Here is a 21,013-nt window from a genome sequence, read left to right on the forward strand (position 1 = left end):
GTCCTCAGAACCGAAAGAATACGTTATAGAGGTGACATCTTTGACGAAAAAGATTGCTTTTTTTGATTCAGGCATCGGTGGATTAACGGTACTGCATACCGCTTTGCAGCAGTTTCCGGAAGAATCCTATTTATATTATGCAGATACATTACATGTCCCTTATGGAACCAAGCCGGCGGACGAGGTTCGTCGTTATATTTTTGCTTGCGTGGAGGCGATTGTACGGGAACAAGTAGATGCAATCGTGATTGCGTGTAATACGGCAACCAGCTTAGCGGTGAATGATCTGCGTTCCATGTATGACATTCCTATTATCGGTATGGAACCGGCGGTCAAACCGGCCGTCGAGATGAATAGGGACAACGGCAAGCGCGTGCTAGTGTTTGCTACGGCTTTGACACTGAGTCAAACGAAGTATAACGAATTGGTCTCTCGTGTGGATGATGAGCATCGGGTCGATTCCCTTGCGCTGCCTGAATTGGTGGAGTGGTGTGAGCAGTTGGAGTTTGATCCGTTCAAAATAACAGCATACTTCCGCTCCAAGCTAGCAGGCCTGGACCTGGAACAATACGGTACGGTGGTGATGGGCTGTACGCATTACCCGTTCTATACAGCTATTCTGCGCAAGGTGTTACCAGATCATATTCGGATTGTTGATGGTAGCGTGGGTACGGTAAGTCATTTGAGTCAAAGACTTGAACTTGGTGCACAGCAGCAAGCTGGAAACACGGGGCGGGTGCAGGCAGGGAATGTGTCCTTTTTCAGTTCATCGGGTCGAACGGAAGATCATAATAAGATGCGTGCAGCACTTCAATATTTAAGCGACAACGTACTGTAGACTAGACTATGGGAGGTGTCAGTAATGGAGTCGATTTACCTGATACGTCACGCAAAAGCCGAAGGACAGGAGCCATACGCAAGTCTGACGGATGAGGGATGCAGTCAGGCTGAAAAATTGGCAGATGTATTGTCTGGTCATGGAATCTCTTATATCGTATCCAGTCCATGGAAAAGAGCCGTACAGACTGCAATGCCTTTGGGTGCAGCGATAGAGCAGCTCATTCATACCGATGAGCGCTTGCAGGAAAGAGTGCTGAGTACAAGGGATCTGCCAGACTGGATGGATGTGCTTAAACGTACATATGAGGATGAAGATTGGGCAGCACAGGGCGGAGAATCTTCCAGAGTCGCAGCTGCCAGAGCTTTGGCGCTGCTGAAGGAATGTTGGCGCAGACCGGAGCGTCATGGAGCTGTTGTTACGCATGGCAACCTGTTGTCCCTAATCATTCGTTATTATGATCCATCCTTTGGTTATGCGGAGTGGGCCAAGCTTTCGAATCCTGATGTATATGTTCTAAAACGGGAGAAGGAGTCTACGAGTGAAGAGGAATATGAGGAGGGGAAACAACCTGCCATTTCCAGACTGTGGCTGGATTGAACAAAAAAGAGCATCCCGGCATCGCATGTTCATTCAGCCAGGACACTCCATATATTTGTTACGCGTTTGTTTTTCTTAAAGAGCTGCGAACAGCAATGTTATCCAGCCGGCAAGGAAGGCTACACCACCTATGGGTGTGACGGCTCCCCACTTGCGAACACCTGTAACACTCAATGTATAGAGACTTCCTGAGAACAGGATGATTCCGGCAAACAAGAGCCATCCCGAGGTCACAACAAGGGATGTAGAGGTTAATCTGTCTGCGAACAGTCCAAGCAGGATGATGCCGAGTCCGTGAGCAATATGATACTGGACACCGGTCTCATAGATTTTGATCATGTCAGCGGATAACTTGCGTTTGAGCGCATGTGCCCCGAAGGCACCGAGTGCAACGGCCAGAAACATCATAATGCTGCCGAGAACCACGAGGGTTTGCATGTTATTTTCTCTCCTTTTAATCAGGTTACAACTTGCGCAATTGAATCTGCTGAATGGAGTGATCGGCTTCTTTTTTTAGAATTAACCGTGCACGTCCTTTGGTTGGTAAAATGTTTTCATGCAGATTTTTCGCGTTAATGTCCTGCCAGATCTGATTGGCTGTCTCAATGGTTTCCTCTTCGTTAATATTGGCGAACCGCTGATGGAAGAAGGAATCCTTGTTCTGAAAAGCGGTCTGACGGAGCAACTTGAAACGTTCGACGTACCAGTGACGAATGTGTTCTTCCTCTGCATCAATGTAGATGGAGAAGTCAAAGAAATCACTTACAAGTAATGGCGTCTCCCGCTTCACTTGTAATACGTTGATGCCTTCAATAATCAGAATATCCGGCTGGCAGATCGTTTTCTCTTCCCCCTGGATTACGTCGTAGGCCAGATGTGAATAAACCGGTGCTTGTACCTCAGGCTTGCCTGATTTTACATCGCCCATAAACTTAATGAGTGATTTAATATCATAACTTTCAGGAAAACCTTTGCGGTTCATGATGCCTTTTTCTTGCAACACCGCATTGGGATATAAAAAGCCGTCCGTGGTGACCAGATCGACCTTGGGTTTGTTTTTGCCTCTGGCAAGTAACGCCTGAAGCAAGCGGGCTGCTGTACTTTTTCCCACGGCAACACTGCCCCCGATCCCGATAATATAGGGGGTGTGAAGCGTTTCTTTTTTCATAAAAGAGGCCGTTAGGCGATCAAGCTCTCTTGATGCTCTTGCATATAGGTCAATGAAGTGGGTTAGGGGCAAATAAACATCCTCAACTTCCTGAATGGATACTTCTTCGTTCAAGCCCTTTAATTGTTCCAGTTCAGCTTCCGTCAGCGGAAGAGTGACCTGATGTTCTTTGAGTCCGGCCCATTCTTTGCGGTTAAACTCGATGTAAGGTGAGTATAAATTCATGAGATCCCGCTTTCTGTATGTAATGTAATCGAAGACACAATCATTAGTGTACCAAATTTCAGCGAACTGACAACACCTTTACATGCTCTGCTTAATCCGAAATGTTATAAATACCGGGATAAGGTAGCTTAACTGTAGGATGAAAGGCAGCTTATAAGAAAGTGTAACCCAAATTATGTTAAAGTCAACGTAAATGTAAACGTAAACCATGCGGAAGGGTGACAGCAAATGATCGTATATGAGAGAGAGCATGATTTTGTTTTGACCGCACAACATGAGCATGGAATTGTCGCTGGAGATATGGCTGCACATTGGAAAAAGAAGTGGCTTCCCCATGGCTCGCATCGGGATGACCTGATTCTCGCGGCGAAGGAGCATGACCGGGGTTGGATTGACTTGGATGCCGCTCCTTTATGGAACGATTATAGTCAAATTCCGTACTCCTTTCGTGATTTCCCGCTGAGACCGCGTTTTGTGTTTTACCGCAAAGGAATCGAAGAAGTAAGGCAGCAGAATCCTTATGCGGCTTTACTATGTAGCCTGATGTATACAGAGTTGTTTCAAAAAACGCTGGGGGCAAATTCTGAGGATGATGATGACATCAGGCAGTATTTGCAAGAAGAGCAGCTACAGCAGGAGAGTTGGAAGAAAGAACTGGGCGTTAATGCTTTAGAACTGGAAGAACGGCTGAAAAACGATGTAGAGATCATGCTGTTCTGTGACCAGCTTAGTCTCTTTTTATGTATGGAAGAGCCAGGCACACCTACGGCGCGTTATGATTTTTTTGCAGAAGGGCTCGGCTGTGGTTTTGACACCTGTCCAAGTTCCAACGTCCAAGTCGAGTGGGTGTCAGGTGAAAAGGTGGCTTTATCCTTTTTCCCATTTGATGAGGAGTTCGAAGTGACGATGTCTTATAAAGTGATACCCAAGGCCAGCATTCGCAAGTTTGGGATGTTACAAGCATATCGCCGGGCGGACTGGAAGAAACGCCAGATATGGATTACAGCTGTATCCTAAGCATGCATACACCTAGTTTAACGAAAAACTACAAATATACGTGATCAAAAGGCGGGCATCTGATATTACGGGCGTCCGTCTTTGATATGGAACAAAGTCTAGCAGGAATAAACGTATGATCTCCAGAAATGTTTAGTAAAACGTAAGAAAAGCGCATCTTGGGAGGCTGAACATGAATTATCAGGTTGAGATTTACACGATGAGTATGGTGTGGAACCCGGTTAGCGATCAGGTTTTGCTGATGAACCGGCCGAGCCATAAAGGGTTCCCGGGGTACATTGCTCCTGGCGGTAAAGTGGAGTTCCCCGAAAGTATCGTGGACGGGGCCATCCGTGAGGTTCGTGAAGAGACAGGACTTTGGGTCAAGCAAATTACATATAAAGGGCTGGATGAGTTCTGTGATCCTGAGCAAGGGTTAAGATATATGGTGTTTAACTATCTGGTAACTTCATATGAAGGCGAACTTCTTACCGACCCGCCGGAGGGGGAGTTAGTATGGGTACCCTTGAAACAGGCATTTGAATTGCCGATGCAAGACTGGTTTGCAGAGCGGTTCCCGCGATTTTTTAACTCAGGTACATTTGAACGAAGTGTAGTTTGGGAGAAGTCGAGCGGACGAACCTTGCAAGAGACGTTCAAGACATAAGTGATTAGACCGTGACCATGTTTCTGACTTACTTCGAAAATGTCTGGGATAAGGTGAAAGAAGAGGTCTATCGTGTAGGAAATATGCATTGAATTGCAATTAGTTCATGAGCATTTGAACCTGACTGAATAGCAACGATCACATCATATCCATATCTATATATTTAGTTCCAGATATTATGATATAATGGAATTTACTTTGTTTTGGAGGTGCAAGCGATGGGAATCGTATTTCGAGATAAGCTGGATGGAATTGATAGTGAGCAATTAACTGGCGGGTTCTTTGACGGTTGGCCGAACCCGCCATCACCTTCAACATTTCTGAAATTGCTAGAGCAGTCGTATGCGATTGAACTTGCGATCGATGAGCAAACCGGGAATGTCGTCGGTTTCATTCAAGCGATCTCGGATGGAGTACTTAGTGCATATGTTCCTTTGCTGGAAGTACTGCCGGAGTATAAAGGTCAAGGGATCGGAAGTGAACTCACACAGCGCATGCTTCAGCGTCTACAGGGGCTATATATGATCGATCTCTTGTGTGATCCAGATGTCCAGACGTTTTATGAAAAACAAGGAATGCAGAGATCGACGGGGATGTCCATTCGCCATTACTCCAATCAAGCAGGACACATAGACAACAAACAGAACGACTAACATAGATTTCGAGACAGCAGAAACATCAGGAATAACAGGATCATCAAGGGACTGGGAGCTTAGAATGAGTAATTTGTAGATTTGCCATACATAGGCTTCTGCAAACGGCATGGAAAAGAATAATATGGATGTGAAAAGGTGGGGATTGGCATGAACTTGTCGTTCCGAATATTGGACTGGGATGAAGAAAAACCGTATGAACTTTTATTGATGGCAGATCCTTCAAAAACGATTGTAGACGAATATCTCAGCAGAGGTGTTTGTTTTATAGCAGAGTATGAAGGAGAGATGGTAGGAGAGTTTGTATTACTTAAGACTCGTCCGGAGACAGCAGAGATTGTGAACATCGCGGTGCAGGAGGAATTGCAAGGACAAGGTGTTGGCAAACACATGATTAAGGAAGCCATGGAGGCAGCAAGAAGGCTAGGTTGTCGTATATTGGAGATCGGAACGGGCAATTCCAGCTTTCATCAATTGAAGCTGTACCAGCGCTGTGGATTTCGGATAACCGGCGTGGACCGGGATTTTTTTGTGAGACATTATGAGGAAGAGATAATCGAGGATGGCATCCGCTGTGTAGATATGATTCGCCTGTCCGTTGACCTGAATGACATCACAGACGAGGAGAAGAAGTAGAGCAGAAGTGAAGAAACTGAAATTTCGAAGTAAGGGAAGGGTAGGGCGCAAATGTGAACACGCATACGCATGTTGGTGTATATGGACTGGCTGTGTGGGAACAATTCTATCTGCTGATCCAGAAGGCTCGTGGGCCATACTACGGAAAATGGGATTTGCCCGGTGGAAGAATGGAATTCGGGGAGTCACCGGAAACTGCATTGAAACGAGAGTTTGATGAGGAAACAGGGATCATTCCTTTGCAATGGTCCATTCGTTCTTCACAATCCGTTGTTGTGAATTGGGAGTACCGGGGTGAACCCGAGGCAGTACACCATATCGGTATTTTATACGATGTTATTATCGGACAGAACAACAACAATCCGCTGGAACAGGTCAAAAGAAATCCTGATGGTGAAGACTCGCTGGGAGCAGCGTGGTTTACATTAAAGCAAGTGAAAGATCTGCAATTAACGCCCTTTGCACAATATATGATGAATCTTTCCTATAAGGAAAGATAGGACCATCAGTCAGGAAGCCGCCGGGATTTGCATTCGAGCGGCATTATTCTATGTTGTATATTGTCAGGATTCATTCTGAAAAATCCAATTTCTTGTTGAATGACATTTGAATTGGTTAATGTTTAAATGGACGGTTTGTTTTTGGACAGAATGGACCACAATTCTTATTAAGGAGGTATATACGGACATCAGATCTGGATTTGACCGAATCCAGCGTTTCTGGCTTGCCCTGAATTGCACCGATTATTCGATTCATCTAATTTATGCATCAATTGAGCTAAAAATAGGAAATGCTCCTGAGCGTAAAAGTTTATAGAATAGAGATTAGAACACGAACTTCTTTGGAAACAGGGAAGAACGTATAACCTTCGAACGGATCAGGACATTATTCGACATCTGTGCGACGGTAGAACTAATCATTGTATTACTTTGATTTTGAAAACGCAGACAAACCTTTGACGGGAGCGTCGGAACAACGTTATTACCACGAACAGCACGATGATTGGACTTCATGAAAAATTTCGCTTAAAATGTTGAACGAACGCGAATTACAGCTTATTCAATGATTTCCGTCAAACCCTATGACAAAATCAAGACGGAGGGAACGTCGATGACGATCGAGAAAGGCAACATGAAACCCTGGGAGAGTTACTATGGTCCCAATATGGGATACGTACAAGAACAGTATGAATTATTCACCCAAGATCCAGGTGCAGTGACACCGGCCTATCGTGAATTGTTCGAGCAATGGGGAGCACCGCCAATGTCTGGCAAGGGTGCAGAGACTCTTTCGAATAGCGGGAATGGTCAAGTTGCTTCTGGAAATGTAGATATTCAACTATTGCAGAAAGCGGTTACAGCAGGCAAGCTTGTATGGAACATCCGTACGTATGGCCATCTGGCTGCAGATATTGATCCACTTGGAATCAGTGAAGCAACAGATACGTCTTTGCTGGAGCCTAAGCATTTTCAATTAAATGAGGAAGATTTGAAAGCACTGCCTGCGTCCCTGATCTGGGAAGGTGCAGACGGTCAGACAACGACTGGCTGGGATGCAATTCAACGTCTTCGTCAAATCTATACAGGTCCGATCGCTTATGAATTCAGCCATGTGCATGAAGTACAAGAACGCGAGTGGTTGAATCGTCGTGCGGAATCCCGCACATCCCCGGCCCCGCTTACGCAACAAGAACGTACAGCGTTGTTGGAACGTTTGGTTGAAGCTGAGCAATTTGAAGATTTCCTGCACAAAACGTTTGTTGGTCAGAAACGTTTCTCCATTGAAGGGAACGATGTACTTGTTCCTATGCTGGATGAAGCCGTCCGCCTTATGGCAGAAGCAGGCTCCAGTCATATTTTGATGGGGATGGCTCACCGCGGACGTCTGAACGTGCTCGCTCATGTCCTGGGCAAGCCGTACAGCAAAATTTTCTCTGAATTCCATCATGCCCCGAACAAAGACTTGGTTCCATCAGAAGGTTCAACCGGAATCAATTATGGTTGGACGGGGGATGTCAAATACCATATGGGCGCGAACCGTTTTGTAAAAGACGGGGAGACTGTACAGGCTCGCCTGACACTCGCCAACAACCCTAGCCATCTGGAATACGTCAATCCGGTTGTGCAAGGTTTTGCACGTGCAGCTCAGGATGATCGCCGTGAACCAGGTTATCCGAAGCAGGATGTAACCAAAGCAGCGACCATTCTGATGCACGGGGATGCGGCATTCCCGGGAGAAGGTATTGTGGCCGAAACGCTGAACTTCAAGGCATTGCCAGGATACCAGAATGGCGGAACGATTCACATCATTGTGAACAACCGTCTTGGGTTCACTACGGACAGCAGTGACTCACGTTCAACTTATTATGCGAGTGACCTTGCCAAAGGTTATGAGATTCCGATTGTGCATGTCAATGCAGATAATCCTGATGCTTGTATTGCGGCAATTCGCATGGCAGCGGAATATCGCAACCGTTTCAAGAAAGATTTCCTGATTGACCTTATCGGATATCGTCGTTATGGTCATAACGAAACAGATGATCCCGAAACGACGCAGCCGCTCGTGTATGACAAGGTGAAGAATCACCCAACAGTCAGTCATCTGTATCAGGATATGCTTAAGAAGGAATCGGTCATTGATGATGCGTTCATCGCAAGTGTACGTGATGGCGTAGCAGATCGCTTAAAAGAAGCCTATGATCAGATGAAGAAAAATGAAGTGCATGAATACTATCAGCGCAACATCAGTGAGTCCGAGGCAGTCACAATTACGCCAACAGCGGTGCCTTTGGAGCAATTGCGCAGCATTAATGCCGATCTTCTGAAATGGCCAGAGACTTTTAATGTTTATCCAAAATTGCAACGGATTTTGCAACGCCGGAGTACGGCTCTTAATGAAGGGGAAAAAGTAGACTGGAGCCTTGCAGAAACGCTGGCATTTGCGACGATATTGGCAGATGGCAAGCCGATCCGTATCAGTGGTCAAGATGCCGAGCGTGCAACCTTCGCTCATCGTAACCTTGTGTTGCATGATGCTACGAATGGTGATAAATTCTGTCCGTTGCATCATCTGCCACAAGCAAAAGCATCGTTTGCGATCTATAATAGCCCATTGTCAGAAGAGTCTGTCGTTGGTTTTGAATATGGATACAACGTGTACTCACCGGATACACTCGTAATCTGGGAAGCACAATTTGGTGATTTTGCAAACTGTGCACAGGTCATTTTCGACCAGTTCATATCAGCAGGGCGTGCAAAATGGTCTCAAAAATCGAGTCTGGTTATGTTGTTGCCACACGCTAACGAAGGCCAAGGGCCAGAACATACGAGCGCACGTCTGGAACGTTTCCTGCAATTGTGTGCGGAAGACAATATGACTGTGGTTAATCTGTCGAGTGCTTCACAGTACTTCCACCTGTTGCGTCGTCAAGCTTCTTTAACCGAGACAGAAGATGCACGCCCACTTGTGATGATGTCACCAAAAAGCTTGATTCGTAATCCGCGTGTTGCATCACCAGCTGTGGAATTTAGTGAAGGTAAATTCGAACTTGTGCTGGAGCAACCGGGTCTGGGCACAAAACCGGATCGGGTAGAACGCATTATTTTGTGCAGCGGTAAAGTTGCTATTGATCTGGAAGATGCGATTGAAAAGGAGAAGGGCGATTATTCCTGGCTTCACATCATTCGTGTCGAGCAACTCTATCCGTTCCCAGCAGAAGAGATCAAACGTGTACTCGCACGTTTCAGTCAATTAAAAGAGCTGGTATGGGTACAGGAAGAGAACAAAAACATGGGTGCATGGACATATATGGAGCCTCGTCTTCGCGAGATCGCGCCTGAAGGCACTACCGTGAGATATGAAGGCCGTCCGGAACATGCAAGTCCTTCCAGCGGTTACCAGCTTGTGCATAGCATGGAGCAACAATTGATTATTACAGCAGCGTTGAAACAAACGGCGAAGAATAATATTCCACTGGGGAGGTAACAGCTGTGAGTGAAATTAAAGTACCTGCAATGGGTGAGTCAATAACTGAGGGAACGGTATCCAGATGGATGGTTAAAGAAGGAGACACCGTTAATCAGGGTGATGTTCTGCTTGAACTGGAGACCGATAAAGTCAACATCGAGATCAGTGCTGAGGAGAGCGGTGTGCTCGAGAAAATCATTCGTCAAGAAGGCGAGACCGTAGTTATCGGTGAAACGATCGGTACACTTTCGGCTGGAGCAGGGGGCGGAAACGCTCCGGCTGCTTCCGAACCGGCAGCGGCTGAATCCAAACCCGCTTCTGCACCAGCTCCGGAAGCTCCAGTAGCACCGGCTGCTGTTGCGGCACCACCAGAGTCATCCGATAGCAACAAAACAGCGTCTCCTTCTGCACGCAAGCTTGCTCGTGAGCGTGGGATTGAGTTGGATCAAGTACAGAGCAAAGATCCGATTGGCCGCGTGTATCAGGATGATGTGAAAAGCCATGGAAGTCAGCCATCCACTCCAGTGGCACCACCAGCAGCTAAAGCTCCTGCTTCCGCACCTAGTGCTCCAGCAGCCAGCGGCGCAACTTTTGCCAAGCCTGTAGAGCGTCAGCGTATGTCCCGTCGCCGGGCAACCATTGCGAAGCGTTTGGTTGAGGCACAGCAGACCGCAGCGATGTTGACCACCTTTAATGAGGTTGACATGACAGCGATCATGGACGTTCGTAAACGTCGGAAGGACAAGTTCAAAGAGAAGCATGATATTAACCTGGGCTTCATGTCTTTCTTTACCAAAGCGGTTGTCGGTGCACTTAAAAAATTCCCAACGATTAATGCAGAGATTGATGGCGAAGACGTTGTACTGAAGAAATTCTACGATATCGGTATTGCGGTATCTGCCAAAGAAGGTCTGGTTGTTCCGGTTGTACGTGATGCTGACCGTCTGGGCTTTGCCGAAATCGAAAGAAGCATTGCAGATCTGGCATCCAAAGCGCGTTCGAATACACTGGCATTGTCTGATCTGCAAGGCGGAACCTTTACGATTACGAATGGCGGAACCTTTGGCTCCCTATTGTCTACACCAATCTTGAATACTCCTCAGGTAGGTATTCTCGGGATGCACAAAATTCAGCTTCGTCCGGTAGCGATTGATGCTGAACGGATGGAAAACCGTCCAATGATGTACATCGCCTTGTCCTACGATCACCGGATTATTGATGGAAGCGAAGCCGTACGATTCCTGGTGACTGTCAAAGAATTGCTTGAAGATCCAGAATCATTGTTGATTGAAGGTTAATGACTTCTGAGATTAGCATTGGACTTTATTTCTCATCCTATGAAATCTGAGATACTTCACTAGAATAAAACCCCCTGAATGAGCACATTACATACTGTGCTCGTTCAGGGGGTTTTTGCTCACATTTGAATCGGAATAGAATCAGAAATAGATTTCTTACATCAAAGCCCTCTGATTCGATTGAATTTCAAAAGACGGAACGGTATCGGCATCTTGTTGACTACTATTTTGTGTATGTTGCTGCTCGATTGTCGGCATATGACGTTTTAACCAACTCAGGACATCATGAGCCACTTCGTTACGATTGGTCTCATGGAGCATCTCATGCCGTCCGCCTGGATAAAGATGATATTCTACATCTTGAAGTCCAAGCTTCTGATACTGAGAGTATAGGTTAAGCACACCTTTGCCCCGAAGTCCGACAGGATCTAGTTCACCAGAGAACAGAAGAACCGGCTTGTGTTTCGGGATACGGTCCATATGCTGAGGAAGATGGATTTCGAGTAACAGCTTAAAGAAATCTCGAAAAAAACCAGCGGTACATATCGCTCCACACATTGGGTCATCGATGAATCGCTGTACTTCCTGCTGGTCACGAGATAACCAGTCAAAGGGGGTTGTGGCTGGCCGGAAAGCGCGGTTAAATCCGCCAAATACAATGGCATTCAGTAACAGGCTTCGATGATTGTCACCTTGAATGCCGCACTGGAGTAGAGCCAGTTTTTCTCCAAACCGAAGCAAGCCTCGTTTGCCGTTTGTACCGGACAGCACAAACGCGTGGTATCTCTCATGTCCCGCATACATGAGGTGCTGTACCAAAAAAGAACCCATACTGTGCCCCATAAGGAACAGAGGGACATCTGGATGTTCTTTGGCAACTAGCTCGCCCAGATTGACCATATCTTTAGCCATCCAGCGAAATGCGTCCACACCTGCATCACCCAGTGCCTCGGTGCTCTCCACCGTTCTGCCATGACCCCGATGGTCATTAGCATACACAGCAAAGCCGTGTTTCGTAAGATAACCCGCAAATTCGGCATAACGCGCTGCGGTTTCGCCCATTCCGTGCGCGATCTGTACAACGCCTTGGATGTGTTCGTCCGGATCGGGAAGCCAGCAGTATACATGAACACGGGTACCTTCATTGCCCATCAGCGTAAAGGTAGATTCCTGCATCTCGTGTAATTCCTCCTTCACAGGTTATCGGTGACAAACTTAAGGAAGATAGGATCGAAGAACGGTTGTATTGCCACTTAATGTATAGTTACCCAGATTAGCCGGCAAAAGATAACATTGACCTGCTTTCAATGTCAGCTGCTCGCCTTCCTCAGAACCACTCCATTCAAGCGCACCCTCACCTTCACATACAACAAGAATGGTAAAGCTGTCCGGTGTCGTAGATAAATCCCAACGTTCAGTCACCACGCCTTTCTCTACTACAAAGTAAGGACAAGAAGCAAGCTGGAGCCATTCACCAGGTACTGTATTGCTGGTTTTCATTGTTGTGGCTCCGGCGCCTTCATAGGCCGTGACATTTAAGGAATCTTCTACATGTAGTTCACGTGGCTTGCCGTCCAGTCCAGGTCGGTTGTAATCATAGATCCGGTACGTTGTATCTGAATTTTGCTGTATTTCTGCTACAACAACACCTGCGCAGAGAGCGTGCACCGTTCCTGCAGGGATAAAGAATGTATCTCCGGCTTCCACAGGTACTTGACGAAGAGTGTCCATAACGGTGCCATTCTCCAGCGCCTGTCTCAACCCCTCACGATCTACACCTTCATTAAGACCGTAAATAATATGAGCGCCGGGTTTGGCGTCGAGTACGTACCACATTTCGGTTTTACCCAGTTCACCTGGAGGAAGAGCCTTGTAATCATCTGTAGGATGAACCTGAACGGATAGGTCATCGTTACAATCAAGCAGTTTGATTAGCAGAGGAAAGCGTCCGCCTTTTTCAGAAACGCCTTTGGTTCCCAGCCAGGATGTTCCGAATTGTTCACGAACCTCATCAAGTCCTTTGCCAGCGAGTGGTCCATTTATTACCTTGGTCGTACCATTGGCGTGATCTGCAATCATCCAGCCTTCACCAATATGTCCTTCAGGGGGTGTTAGGCCAAATTGCTCGAGCGCTCGGCCTCCCCACACACGTTCTTTGAATTCGGGTTGGAATTGAAGCGGGTATGGCGTAGACATGGATATCTCTCCTCTAGTATATGAAATGGTGATTCGCTTTAACCAGTTCAGGCGCCTCTAACGATCGGCATATGCAGATGTAGATGAACATGTGCAGAATACAGTTGCACCATGTAGGTGGCAACTGCGATGTTGAGTGAACCAGCAAAGGCTTGTCCAGTCAATGTGTTCAGTGTATTTCATTTGGTGAACAAAGAGAATTATTTTTTATTTTTTTTCAATACCGATTAAATAAGGTGAAGTTTGACGTTGCAACTGGCGGTACATCACAACCTGAGCCTGTTCGACAGGTAAAGTGGTTGCCCATGTAGATACAGCATCAGCTTCCTGATCGCCACCTTCGTGACCCGGATATAACACGACAGTAATTATACCGCGTGGACGCAATAACTTTATAGCAGCTTCAAGTGCTGTGATTGTGCTGGTTGTTTCTGTGATTATAGAAGCATCTGCCCCTTCAGCCGGTAAGTAACCCAGATTAAACATAATAGCTCCTACTTTACCAATCCAGGCGCCCGGTACGGCTTCGGCCATGCGTGCATGGCTTAATTCCATCATGGAAATAGAGCCGAGTTTGCTGCTTTCAGCTTGGTTTCGAATCCTGGCCTGAGCCAGTGTTAGCGCTTCGTTTTGAATATCAAATCCGATGACCTGACCACGCTGGCCTACCTGCTTTGCGAGAAACAAGGTATCAGCACCTGTGCCCACCGTGGCATCAATGGCGAAATCTCCTGGCTGGAGCCGAGAACCAATCCATTGATGTGCACAGCTGAGAACCGATAGAAAGCCCATTTATGCCTCCCTCCAATACTTACCCTGCCATGTATCGCGTTCACGCAGTTCTCGGTCGATTGAATTAAGAACTTCCCATTTGTTCAATGACCACATGGGACCAATAAGCAGGTCGCGCGGGGCATCTCCTGTAAGACGATGTACAATCATTTCCGGTGGGAGCATCTCGAGGGTATCTACAATTAGCTTGATATACTCATCCTGTCCAAGGAAACGAAGCAGACCCGCTTCATATTGCTTAACCATCGGCGTTTTGCGCATGAGATGAAGCAGATGAATCTTAATGCCCTGCACGTCCATATTTGCCACCGCACGACCGGTATCCAGCATCATTTCGTGGGTTTCTTGCGGCAAGCCATAGATAATGTGCGTGCAGACTCGAATATTGTGTTTACGTAGCTTTTCTACCGCTTCTTCATAACACGACGTATCATGTGCACGGTTGATCAAATTCGAAGTGGAATCATGAATCGTTTGCAGTCCCATCTCTACCCATAAATAGGTTCGCTGATTAAGCTCTGCCAAATACTCCACAACGTCATCCGGTAAACAGTCCGGGCGAGTAGCAATGGATAAACCGACAACGCCGGGCTGTTGTAAAATCTCTTCAAAGTATTCACGCAGTTCTTCGACTGGTGCATAGGTGTTGGTGTACGCCTGAAAATAACCGATATAGTGAGCCGAAGGCCATTTCAGATGCTGCCTGTCGCGAATCGTATTGAATTGGCTGACGAGGTCTTCACGTCTGCTTCCTGCAAAATCACCTGAACCCCGTGCACTACAGAAGGTACAGCCCCCTTTGGCAATGGAGCCATCCCGATTCGGGCAGGTGAACCCGGCATCCAGCATCACTTTAAATACTTTGTTGTTAAATTGATCTCGCATTTCATAATTCCAGGTATGGAACCGTTTATCCCCCCACATTAGTGGCGCTTGTGTAGCTGGTGCATTCATTTTCAAGGTACTCCTTTGAGGTCTATGGCTTAAAATGTAGCCCTTTTTTGGTTCATTTCTTATTCTGTAATATCATACCTGAGCAGGGTATGCAGATGCTGTGCGGTTTTCGTCATTTATTGTACCAAAAATCCGAAAAAAAGGGGAATGCAAACGAAAAAAAAGGCCGCCAAATCAAGGTTTTTTACTTGATGTAGTTTACACCTTGTGTTATATTTAAATCAGCGTCAGACACCATCCAGTGAGTAGTTTTCATCGTGGCATTTGAATGAATGTTGACGTCATGGATCATACTATACCGTGAGGTGATATGAATGAATTCCCAAGTTAAAAATAACGAATTCCAGCATGTATCTGTTGAACTGACGGCAGAAGAGGCGCTGGCCCTGACAGGCGTTCGTTTTAATGGAAATCCGAAAGTGAAAGCGGCTGCAAGACAAAAAGTTCGCGATGCTTTCGAAAAGACATTTGATTTTTCACACCAAGATAAGGTAGACTATGAACTACTAAAGTAGTTGGACCCCAATTCCAAATAAATCGAGAAGGGAATCTTTGAGATTTGCCCAACGTGGCAGGTCCGGAGATTCCTTTTTCATTGCTCTTTACAATTTGCCGGTTCTTGGGCAAAATGAGTCTAAGACAAGTATGGACAAACGGAGGAATAACATGCGTTTACGTGGTAGAAAAGGCATTAGAGAAAATCTGGAGCAACAAGAGGATCTTGTTGTACTGGAGCCAAAGCAACACAAAGGCAAGTGGGCGGAGCTGTTCGGCAATGATCATCCGATTTTTGTCGAGTTTGGCATGGGTAAAGGTCAATTTATCAGCCAAATGAGTTATAAATATCCACAATATAATTTTATCGGTATCGATATGTATGATGAGCTCGTTCGTCGTGCCAGTGAGAAGGCGCGTAACGCCTGGAGTCAAGCTGAGGTAGAGACACCCCCGAACTTGAAGCTGGCGCTTGCGAACATCGAACAGATCGAAGAGGTGTTTGATCCGAAGGAACTGGAACGCATTTATTTGAATTTCAGTGATCCTTGGCCAAAAGCGAAACATGCACGCCGCCGGTTGACACACCCACGCTTCTTGAAAAAATACATTGAGTTGCTGAATCCCAAAGGACAGATTCATTTTAAAACGGATTCTGAAACGTTGTTTGAGTTCTCCCTGAACTCAATCGCTGATTTTGGCTTGCAGATGACGAATTTGTCTCTGAACCTGCACCGTGAGGGTTTGAATGAAGAGCATGTCATGACCGAGTATGAACAAAAATTCATGGGTAAAGGCATGAACATTCATCGGGTCGAAGTGATTGTAGGGGAAGAGGCTTTACGAGAGTACAATGAAATGCGTCTGGATAAGTACAAAGTGCGTGAAGCGACAGACGAGTCTGGTGAAGATCAGGACGAAGCATAAAAAGGGCGGTATCCAAGGGCAAATGCATTGCTCCAAGGTACCGCTCTTTTTCTTTTATAAACAAAGGTTACAGATGCTCAGAATGAAGCTCTTTACGGCGATAATCGTTAGGGGTTACGCCGTTCAACTTTTTAAACATCCGATAAAAATAAGAACTGTTGGTAAAGCCGGTTCGCTCGGCGATATCCGCAACGGAATTTTCGGTCTGCACGAGCATATGTTGTGCTTTAGCAATGCGTGTCTCATTAATGACATCTGTAAGTCCTTTCAATGTGAGCTGTTTATATAACCTGCTGACATAGATTGGCGACATGCTTAATTCCTCTGCGATTGAGGTTAAGCACAGATTCGGGTCAGCATAATCCCGTTCAACAATATCGTTGATTCTCCGAATAAGTTCCTCATGCTTGAGTGTGCGTTTTTCCTCCACCTTGGAGCCGAGTTCGTCAAACATCCGATAAAAATGTTCATGCACCTCGCTGAGATCCTCAGCATTTTTCACCGGAAGCATCAAACTGCCTGAAACGGAATCCAGTGTAAGTTGATTGTTCTTCTTGAGGGTATTGCGAACATGATTAAGGGTCATCGTCAGATGGGACAGAGCGAGTTGAAAGACGGTGAACGGATAAGCGGCCGTCTCACTCACGATATCTGCATATATTAGCTTGGCTTCCTCAGTTTTGCCGGTCATTAAGCATTCCACAAGCTGTCTTTCTTTGCCTGCGGGAAAAGTATACTCTTTGCTCTGATACGCCATAATGCTTGCAGTATGAATCAAGCAACCTGGCCCCATGAACAGGCGATGCAGCGATGCTTCAGCGGAACGAGCGTAACCTTCAATACATTCCTCCAGTGAATTTTCCTCTGGACCCAGCGTACAGGAGATGGAGCATTTGAGATGGGTCATGACTGCAGCCTGCATCATACGTAGCAATTCCTCAATTTGATGCGAAGCCGAAGCCTCATTCTCTGACAAAGAATCATTTTCCGATTTTTCATTAAACAGAAGCGTAATCAGGTCACCGCCCATATCCACAGCTTCAACATAATAGTGAATATCTGCGGTTTCGGTGCAAATGTTCATCATTGCGTATTTGACTAGCTTGGTATCATCCCGATAAGTCTCGCAAAATTCGGTATAATGGTCGATACGCAAAAGCACCATTCTTGAGGGTTGATGTACATCTATGGGGGAACCGTAGAACCTCATCCGCTCTTCCAGCATATTGCAGGTTACGGTTTCCCGCCCTTGTAGCGCACCTCGTAAAAAATCCTGTCTGAGCAAGTGCAGACTACCCCGGCGTTCGGCTTCCATCACGCGCATGCGGACAAGTACGTTGTTAATCGGGTGATATAGCTTGCGCGATACAAGATAAGAGAGAATCAGACCCGCGGCCAGTAACCCCAGGCAGAATAACAGGGTGTGCGTGCGCATACCGCGAATATCGGCTGTAATCACGTCATAGGGGGTGATCCGCACATAACGCCATCCTAGACTGTCTGGGGCGGTGTAGGTGATAAGTGAATTTTCCCCATCCACTTGCTCGGTAAAATAAGCAGAATGCTCCGTATCCTGCATAATTGGACGCATGAAGGTTTCGTTTGCGAGATGGTTAAGCAGTGGGCGATCACCAAAATCGGACAACAAGTCGCCTTGTTCATTCACGATGAAGGTTTTGCCAGGCTGGTCTGCCGCATTCATATTGGGGCTAAGCCAGTCATCCTTAATGTTGACGATAACGGCGTAATTGAGCTTGGCGTTGTCGTTAATGGTGTCGTAGCACAGGTAAGTGTAGCTGTTCACCTCACTGGCTTCGGTTGAGCCGACCTTATACGTTCTCGGAATAGGTACAAACGGTTTATAGTCATGGAAACGATCCAGAATATGTTTAATCCCCTGGTCATCGATCTCGGATATAGACTGCTGCCCATTGCGAACCCCGTCGGAACTGATAAAAAATTCACTGCTTTTAGAGTTATATACATAGATGGATTCAATAAAAGGAAGAGACATACGGTAATTATCGAGTTGCTCCATGGCCGAAGTGATCTGATAGATACTGGGCTTAGAGTAGAGCATTAAGGAAGAGATCGTGTAGTCCTGATAAATCTGGTAGGAGAGAGACTTGGCACTTTCCGTCATTTTGGCCACTTCACGGCTGGTCTGGGTGAGGCTATTCACATCGGTACGATAGACTTGACGGAGAGCAATTCGATTGTAGTTAACGTATAAAATGGCTGATGCCACAAGTAGCGTTGCGGCGGTGCTGATAATAATACCGATCAGAATCCGCGTGAACACTTTCTGGCTGTCCTCTGAACGTTTGCGCATTCTTTTTTCCCCCTCGAACCTTCTGATATGAGTGAACTTATGTATTTTTCATAAGAAGTACTGAATTTCATATGTAGCAAAACAGAAGTACAAGGTAACTTGAATTATATAATATGTATGCGTTTACATCAATGGTGGACAAGCGTTTTGGTTCCTTTTCCCTAGATAAAGTTCAACTTTCGCGGGATTGTTCATTCGGTTGGAGTTATGCACGATATCAACTTTTGTGAACGTACATGCGTTCATTTCATAATTAGTACATTTTGTTCACTTCTTAATTCGCAGTATCGTTCACCAATGGGAGGAAGCTTCAGTATTCATTAACGAAGAAGTCAGTCTACAATGAATTCAGAGCTTCACCGTTACATTTTGGGAGGGATCGAGCCATGCTCAAAGAATTGAACAAAAACAAAATCATGTTTCTGATGCTGCTACCCACGCTGATCTTTTTTCTCATTAACTCGTATTTTCCGATGGTCGGTATTTACTACGCATTTACCAGTTATGATTTTGCAGGAGGATTATTCGGAAGCCCGTTTGTCGGGCTAGACAACTTTAAATTTCTCTGGCAATCGGGAATGCTGTTGAAACTTACGACCAATACCGTAGGGTATAACCTGGCTTTCATTATACTGGGGAACGGTCTGGCGATCTTTTGTGCGATCATGCTCAGTGAAATTCGGGGCAAGTTGTTCAAAAAAATAACCCAGTCCGTCATGTTCCTGCCGTACTTTATCTCTTTTGTTCTATTAAGTGTAATCGCTTACAACATGTTTAACTATGAATCTGGGTTTGTGAATACCGTGCTCAAACGTTTTGAGGCAGGGCCGGTGGATATCTACAACACACCATGGATATGGGTGTTTCTGATCATTATCTTTTACTTATGGAAAAACCTCGGGTACAGCATGGTCATCTATCTGGCCGCTATAACGGGAATAAGTGACGAGTATTATGAAGCGGCGCGCATTGACGGCGCGAACATCTTTCAGCGGATCTGGTACATCACAGTGCCAATGCTCAAACCAACGTTTGTCATTCTCCTGTTATTCTCGCTTGGCAGCATCATGAAAGGACAGTTTGACCTGTTCTATCAATTGATCGGGAATAACGGCGTGCTCTACAATGCTACAGATATCATTGATACGTATGTCTATCGTTCACTGAAAGTAACCTTTGATATCGGTATGGCAACAGCAGCTGGCTTATACCAATCATTATTCGGGTTCATTCTCATCATGACGGTCAACTACATTATCCGCAAAATTAACGAAGATTACGCCTTGTTCTAGAATAAGCACGCCTATAGGGCAGAAGGGAGAACAACTATGAGCACACAAACGCATACCCAAAGACGGATACGGACCCGGACCCGTGCCAAAGATTCGGAATTCAACTTGGCTTTTCAGCTCATTGCCTATGGTATCATCATTGTTTTGTCATTGATGTGTCTGCTGCCATTCCTGCTCATTTTGTCAGGTTCATTCAGCAGCAACGAATCGATCGTGCGGGATGGGTATCATCTTTTTCCAACACACTTCTCTCTGGAAGGTTACAAAATGGTATTCAAATTCCCCACACAGGTACTCAAAGCGTATGGCGTTACGGTGTTCACAACGGTTGTGGGAACAACACTGGGCCTGTTTTTTATCACCATGGCGGGATTTGTGCTTCAGCGTAAAGATTTCAAATACCGGAACACGTTCTCCTTTTTCATTTACTTCACAACGTTGTTTGGCGGAGGTCTTGTGCCCTGGTACATTATGCTGGCGAACTACTTCAATCTGACGGATACGTATACGGTACTCATTTTCCCAGGGTTAATGACACCATTTCTGATCATTCTGATGAAAAACTTTATTCGCTCCGCGGTGCCGGATGAACTGATCGAATCGGCGAAGATTGACGGTGCCAACGATTTCCGGATCTATTTCAGCATTGTGTTAAAACTGGCGATGCCGGGCATTGCAACCGTTGGACTGTTTCTTGCCCTGGGCTATTGGAATGACTGGTTCACTTCTTCCTTGTTTATCAACAACCCGGATATGTACCAGCTCCAATTTTATTTGTACAACACGATGAATACGATTACCTTCATTGACCAGATGGCGATTGGTACGGGGGTAACGCTCAGTCAAGACGTTCCAACAGAGTCGACCAAGATGGCAATGGCGATTATCGTAACAGGCCCGATTTTGTTCCTGTATCCGTTTGTTCAACGTTATTTTGTCAAAGGACTCACCATTGGAGCTGTAAAAGGTTAGAACGTA

The 21,013-nt window shown here is 46.0% G+C and carries 20 protein-coding genes; 13 read left to right on the top strand and 7 right to left on the bottom strand.

The window, feature by feature from the left end; translation table 11 throughout:
• The first annotated feature begins 40 nt into the window (after positions 1–40).
• The gene (gene murI, locus MKY23_RS08355) at positions 41–838 is read left to right on the top strand and encodes a glutamate racemase (RefSeq protein ID WP_339837178.1); all 798 of its coding nucleotides are present in this window, start codon (positions 41–43) and stop codon (positions 836–838) included.
• Positions 839–862: 24 nt separating this feature from the next.
• Positions 863–1,438: a histidine phosphatase family protein gene (locus tag MKY23_RS08360; RefSeq protein WP_339837181.1), complete on the top strand. Its 576-nt coding sequence runs from the start codon at positions 863–865 to the stop codon at positions 1,436–1,438.
• A gap of 75 nt (positions 1,439–1,513) precedes the next feature.
• On the opposite strand, the gene MKY23_RS08365 is transcribed toward MKY23_RS08360, so the two are convergent.
• Together MKY23_RS08365 and coaA are read right to left on the bottom strand one after the other, a co-directional pair.
• Entirely contained in the window at positions 1,514–1,876 is a 363-nt protein-coding gene (locus MKY23_RS08365) for a DUF423 domain-containing protein (protein ID WP_090922151.1), read from the bottom strand.
• A 25-nt stretch (positions 1,877–1,901) separates the two neighbouring features.
• Complete coding sequence (coaA, locus tag MKY23_RS08370) at positions 1,902–2,831, bottom strand: type I pantothenate kinase (protein WP_090922153.1); 930 nt, start codon at positions 2,829–2,831, stop codon at positions 1,902–1,904.
• A 228-nt stretch (positions 2,832–3,059) separates the two neighbouring features.
• On the opposite strand from coaA, the gene MKY23_RS08375 reads away from it, so the two are divergent.
• From MKY23_RS08375 to odhB, 7 genes are all read left to right on the top strand, one after another.
• The gene (locus MKY23_RS08375; RefSeq protein ID WP_339837185.1) at positions 3,060–3,848 is read left to right on the top strand and encodes a DUF3891 family protein; all 789 of its coding nucleotides are present in this window, start codon (positions 3,060–3,062) and stop codon (positions 3,846–3,848) included.
• Between the two features lie 172 nt (positions 3,849–4,020).
• Positions 4,021–4,494: an 8-oxo-dGTP diphosphatase gene (locus tag MKY23_RS08380; RefSeq protein WP_339837188.1), complete on the top strand. Its 474-nt coding sequence runs from the start codon at positions 4,021–4,023 to the stop codon at positions 4,492–4,494.
• Between the two features lie 218 nt (positions 4,495–4,712).
• Positions 4,713–5,147 (top strand): N-acetyltransferase, encoded by a 435-nt coding sequence (locus MKY23_RS08385; RefSeq protein ID WP_339837191.1) that lies wholly within the window; start codon positions 4,713–4,715, stop codon positions 5,145–5,147.
• Between the two features lie 150 nt (positions 5,148–5,297).
• Positions 5,298–5,783 (top strand): GNAT family N-acetyltransferase, encoded by a 486-nt coding sequence (locus MKY23_RS08390; RefSeq protein ID WP_090922159.1) that lies wholly within the window; start codon positions 5,298–5,300, stop codon positions 5,781–5,783.
• Between the two features lie 53 nt (positions 5,784–5,836).
• Positions 5,837–6,283: an NUDIX domain-containing protein gene (locus MKY23_RS08395; RefSeq protein WP_339837196.1), complete on the top strand. Its 447-nt coding sequence runs from the start codon at positions 5,837–5,839 to the stop codon at positions 6,281–6,283.
• Between the two features lie 610 nt (positions 6,284–6,893).
• Complete coding sequence (locus tag MKY23_RS08400; protein ID WP_090922163.1) at positions 6,894–9,767, top strand: 2-oxoglutarate dehydrogenase E1 component; 2,874 nt, start codon at positions 6,894–6,896, stop codon at positions 9,765–9,767.
• Between the two features lie 5 nt (positions 9,768–9,772).
• Positions 9,773–11,047 (top strand): 2-oxoglutarate dehydrogenase complex dihydrolipoyllysine-residue succinyltransferase, encoded by a 1,275-nt coding sequence (gene odhB / locus MKY23_RS08405; protein WP_090922165.1) that lies wholly within the window; start codon positions 9,773–9,775, stop codon positions 11,045–11,047.
• 156 nt (positions 11,048–11,203) lie between these two features.
• Here the strand turns inward: odhB and MKY23_RS08410 are convergent, their stop codons facing one another.
• The 4 genes from MKY23_RS08410 to MKY23_RS08425 all read right to left on the bottom strand — a co-directional run bounded on the left by MKY23_RS08410 (position 11,204) and on the right by MKY23_RS08425 (position 14,989).
• Positions 11,204–12,223: an alpha/beta fold hydrolase gene (locus tag MKY23_RS08410; RefSeq protein ID WP_154982988.1), complete on the bottom strand. Its 1,020-nt coding sequence runs from the start codon at positions 12,221–12,223 to the stop codon at positions 11,204–11,206.
• A gap of 39 nt (positions 12,224–12,262) precedes the next feature.
• Positions 12,263–13,243, bottom strand: a complete 981-nt coding sequence (locus MKY23_RS08415) for a type I phosphomannose isomerase catalytic subunit (protein ID WP_154982989.1) — start codon at positions 13,241–13,243, stop codon at positions 12,263–12,265.
• Between the two features lie 207 nt (positions 13,244–13,450).
• Positions 13,451–14,035, bottom strand: a complete 585-nt coding sequence (locus MKY23_RS08420) for a class I SAM-dependent methyltransferase (RefSeq protein ID WP_154982990.1) — start codon at positions 14,033–14,035, stop codon at positions 13,451–13,453.
• Positions 14,036–14,989 carry a TIGR01212 family radical SAM protein gene (locus MKY23_RS08425; RefSeq protein ID WP_154982991.1) on the bottom strand — a complete coding sequence of 318 codons (954 nt, stop codon included), beginning with the start codon at positions 14,987–14,989 and terminating at the stop codon, positions 14,036–14,038. It lies immediately after the preceding gene.
• 314 nt (positions 14,990–15,303) lie between these two features.
• Between MKY23_RS08425 and MKY23_RS08430 the strand changes: the two genes are divergently transcribed.
• Both MKY23_RS08430 and trmB read left to right on the top strand, forming a co-directional pair.
• Positions 15,304–15,504, top strand: a complete 201-nt coding sequence (locus tag MKY23_RS08430; RefSeq protein WP_090922175.1) for a hypothetical protein — start codon at positions 15,304–15,306, stop codon at positions 15,502–15,504.
• A 151-nt stretch (positions 15,505–15,655) separates the two neighbouring features.
• Positions 15,656–16,411 carry a tRNA (guanosine(46)-N7)-methyltransferase TrmB gene (trmB, locus tag MKY23_RS08435; protein WP_154886924.1) on the top strand — a complete coding sequence of 252 codons (756 nt, stop codon included), beginning with the start codon at positions 15,656–15,658 and terminating at the stop codon, positions 16,409–16,411.
• A gap of 67 nt (positions 16,412–16,478) precedes the next feature.
• Here the strand turns inward: trmB and MKY23_RS08440 are convergent, their stop codons facing one another.
• Positions 16,479–18,743 carry a helix-turn-helix domain-containing protein gene (locus MKY23_RS08440; RefSeq protein ID WP_154982992.1) on the bottom strand — a complete coding sequence of 755 codons (2,265 nt, stop codon included), beginning with the start codon at positions 18,741–18,743 and terminating at the stop codon, positions 16,479–16,481.
• Between the two features lie 386 nt (positions 18,744–19,129).
• Between MKY23_RS08440 and MKY23_RS08445 the strand changes: the two genes are divergently transcribed.
• On the top strand, positions 19,130–20,035 hold the full coding sequence (locus tag MKY23_RS08445) for an ABC transporter permease subunit (protein ID WP_090922181.1): 906 nt from the start codon (positions 19,130–19,132) through the stop codon (positions 20,033–20,035).
• A gap of 36 nt (positions 20,036–20,071) precedes the next feature.
• Positions 20,072–21,007 carry a carbohydrate ABC transporter permease gene (locus tag MKY23_RS08450; protein ID WP_244159348.1) on the top strand — a complete coding sequence of 312 codons (936 nt, stop codon included), beginning with the start codon at positions 20,072–20,074 and terminating at the stop codon, positions 21,005–21,007.
• Positions 21,008–21,013: the final 6 nt, after the last annotated feature.

It is taken from the genome of Paenibacillus sp. FSL R7-0272 (assembly GCF_037969905.1).
Lineage (GTDB): Bacteria > Bacillota > Bacilli > Paenibacillales > Paenibacillaceae > Paenibacillus > Paenibacillus polysaccharolyticus.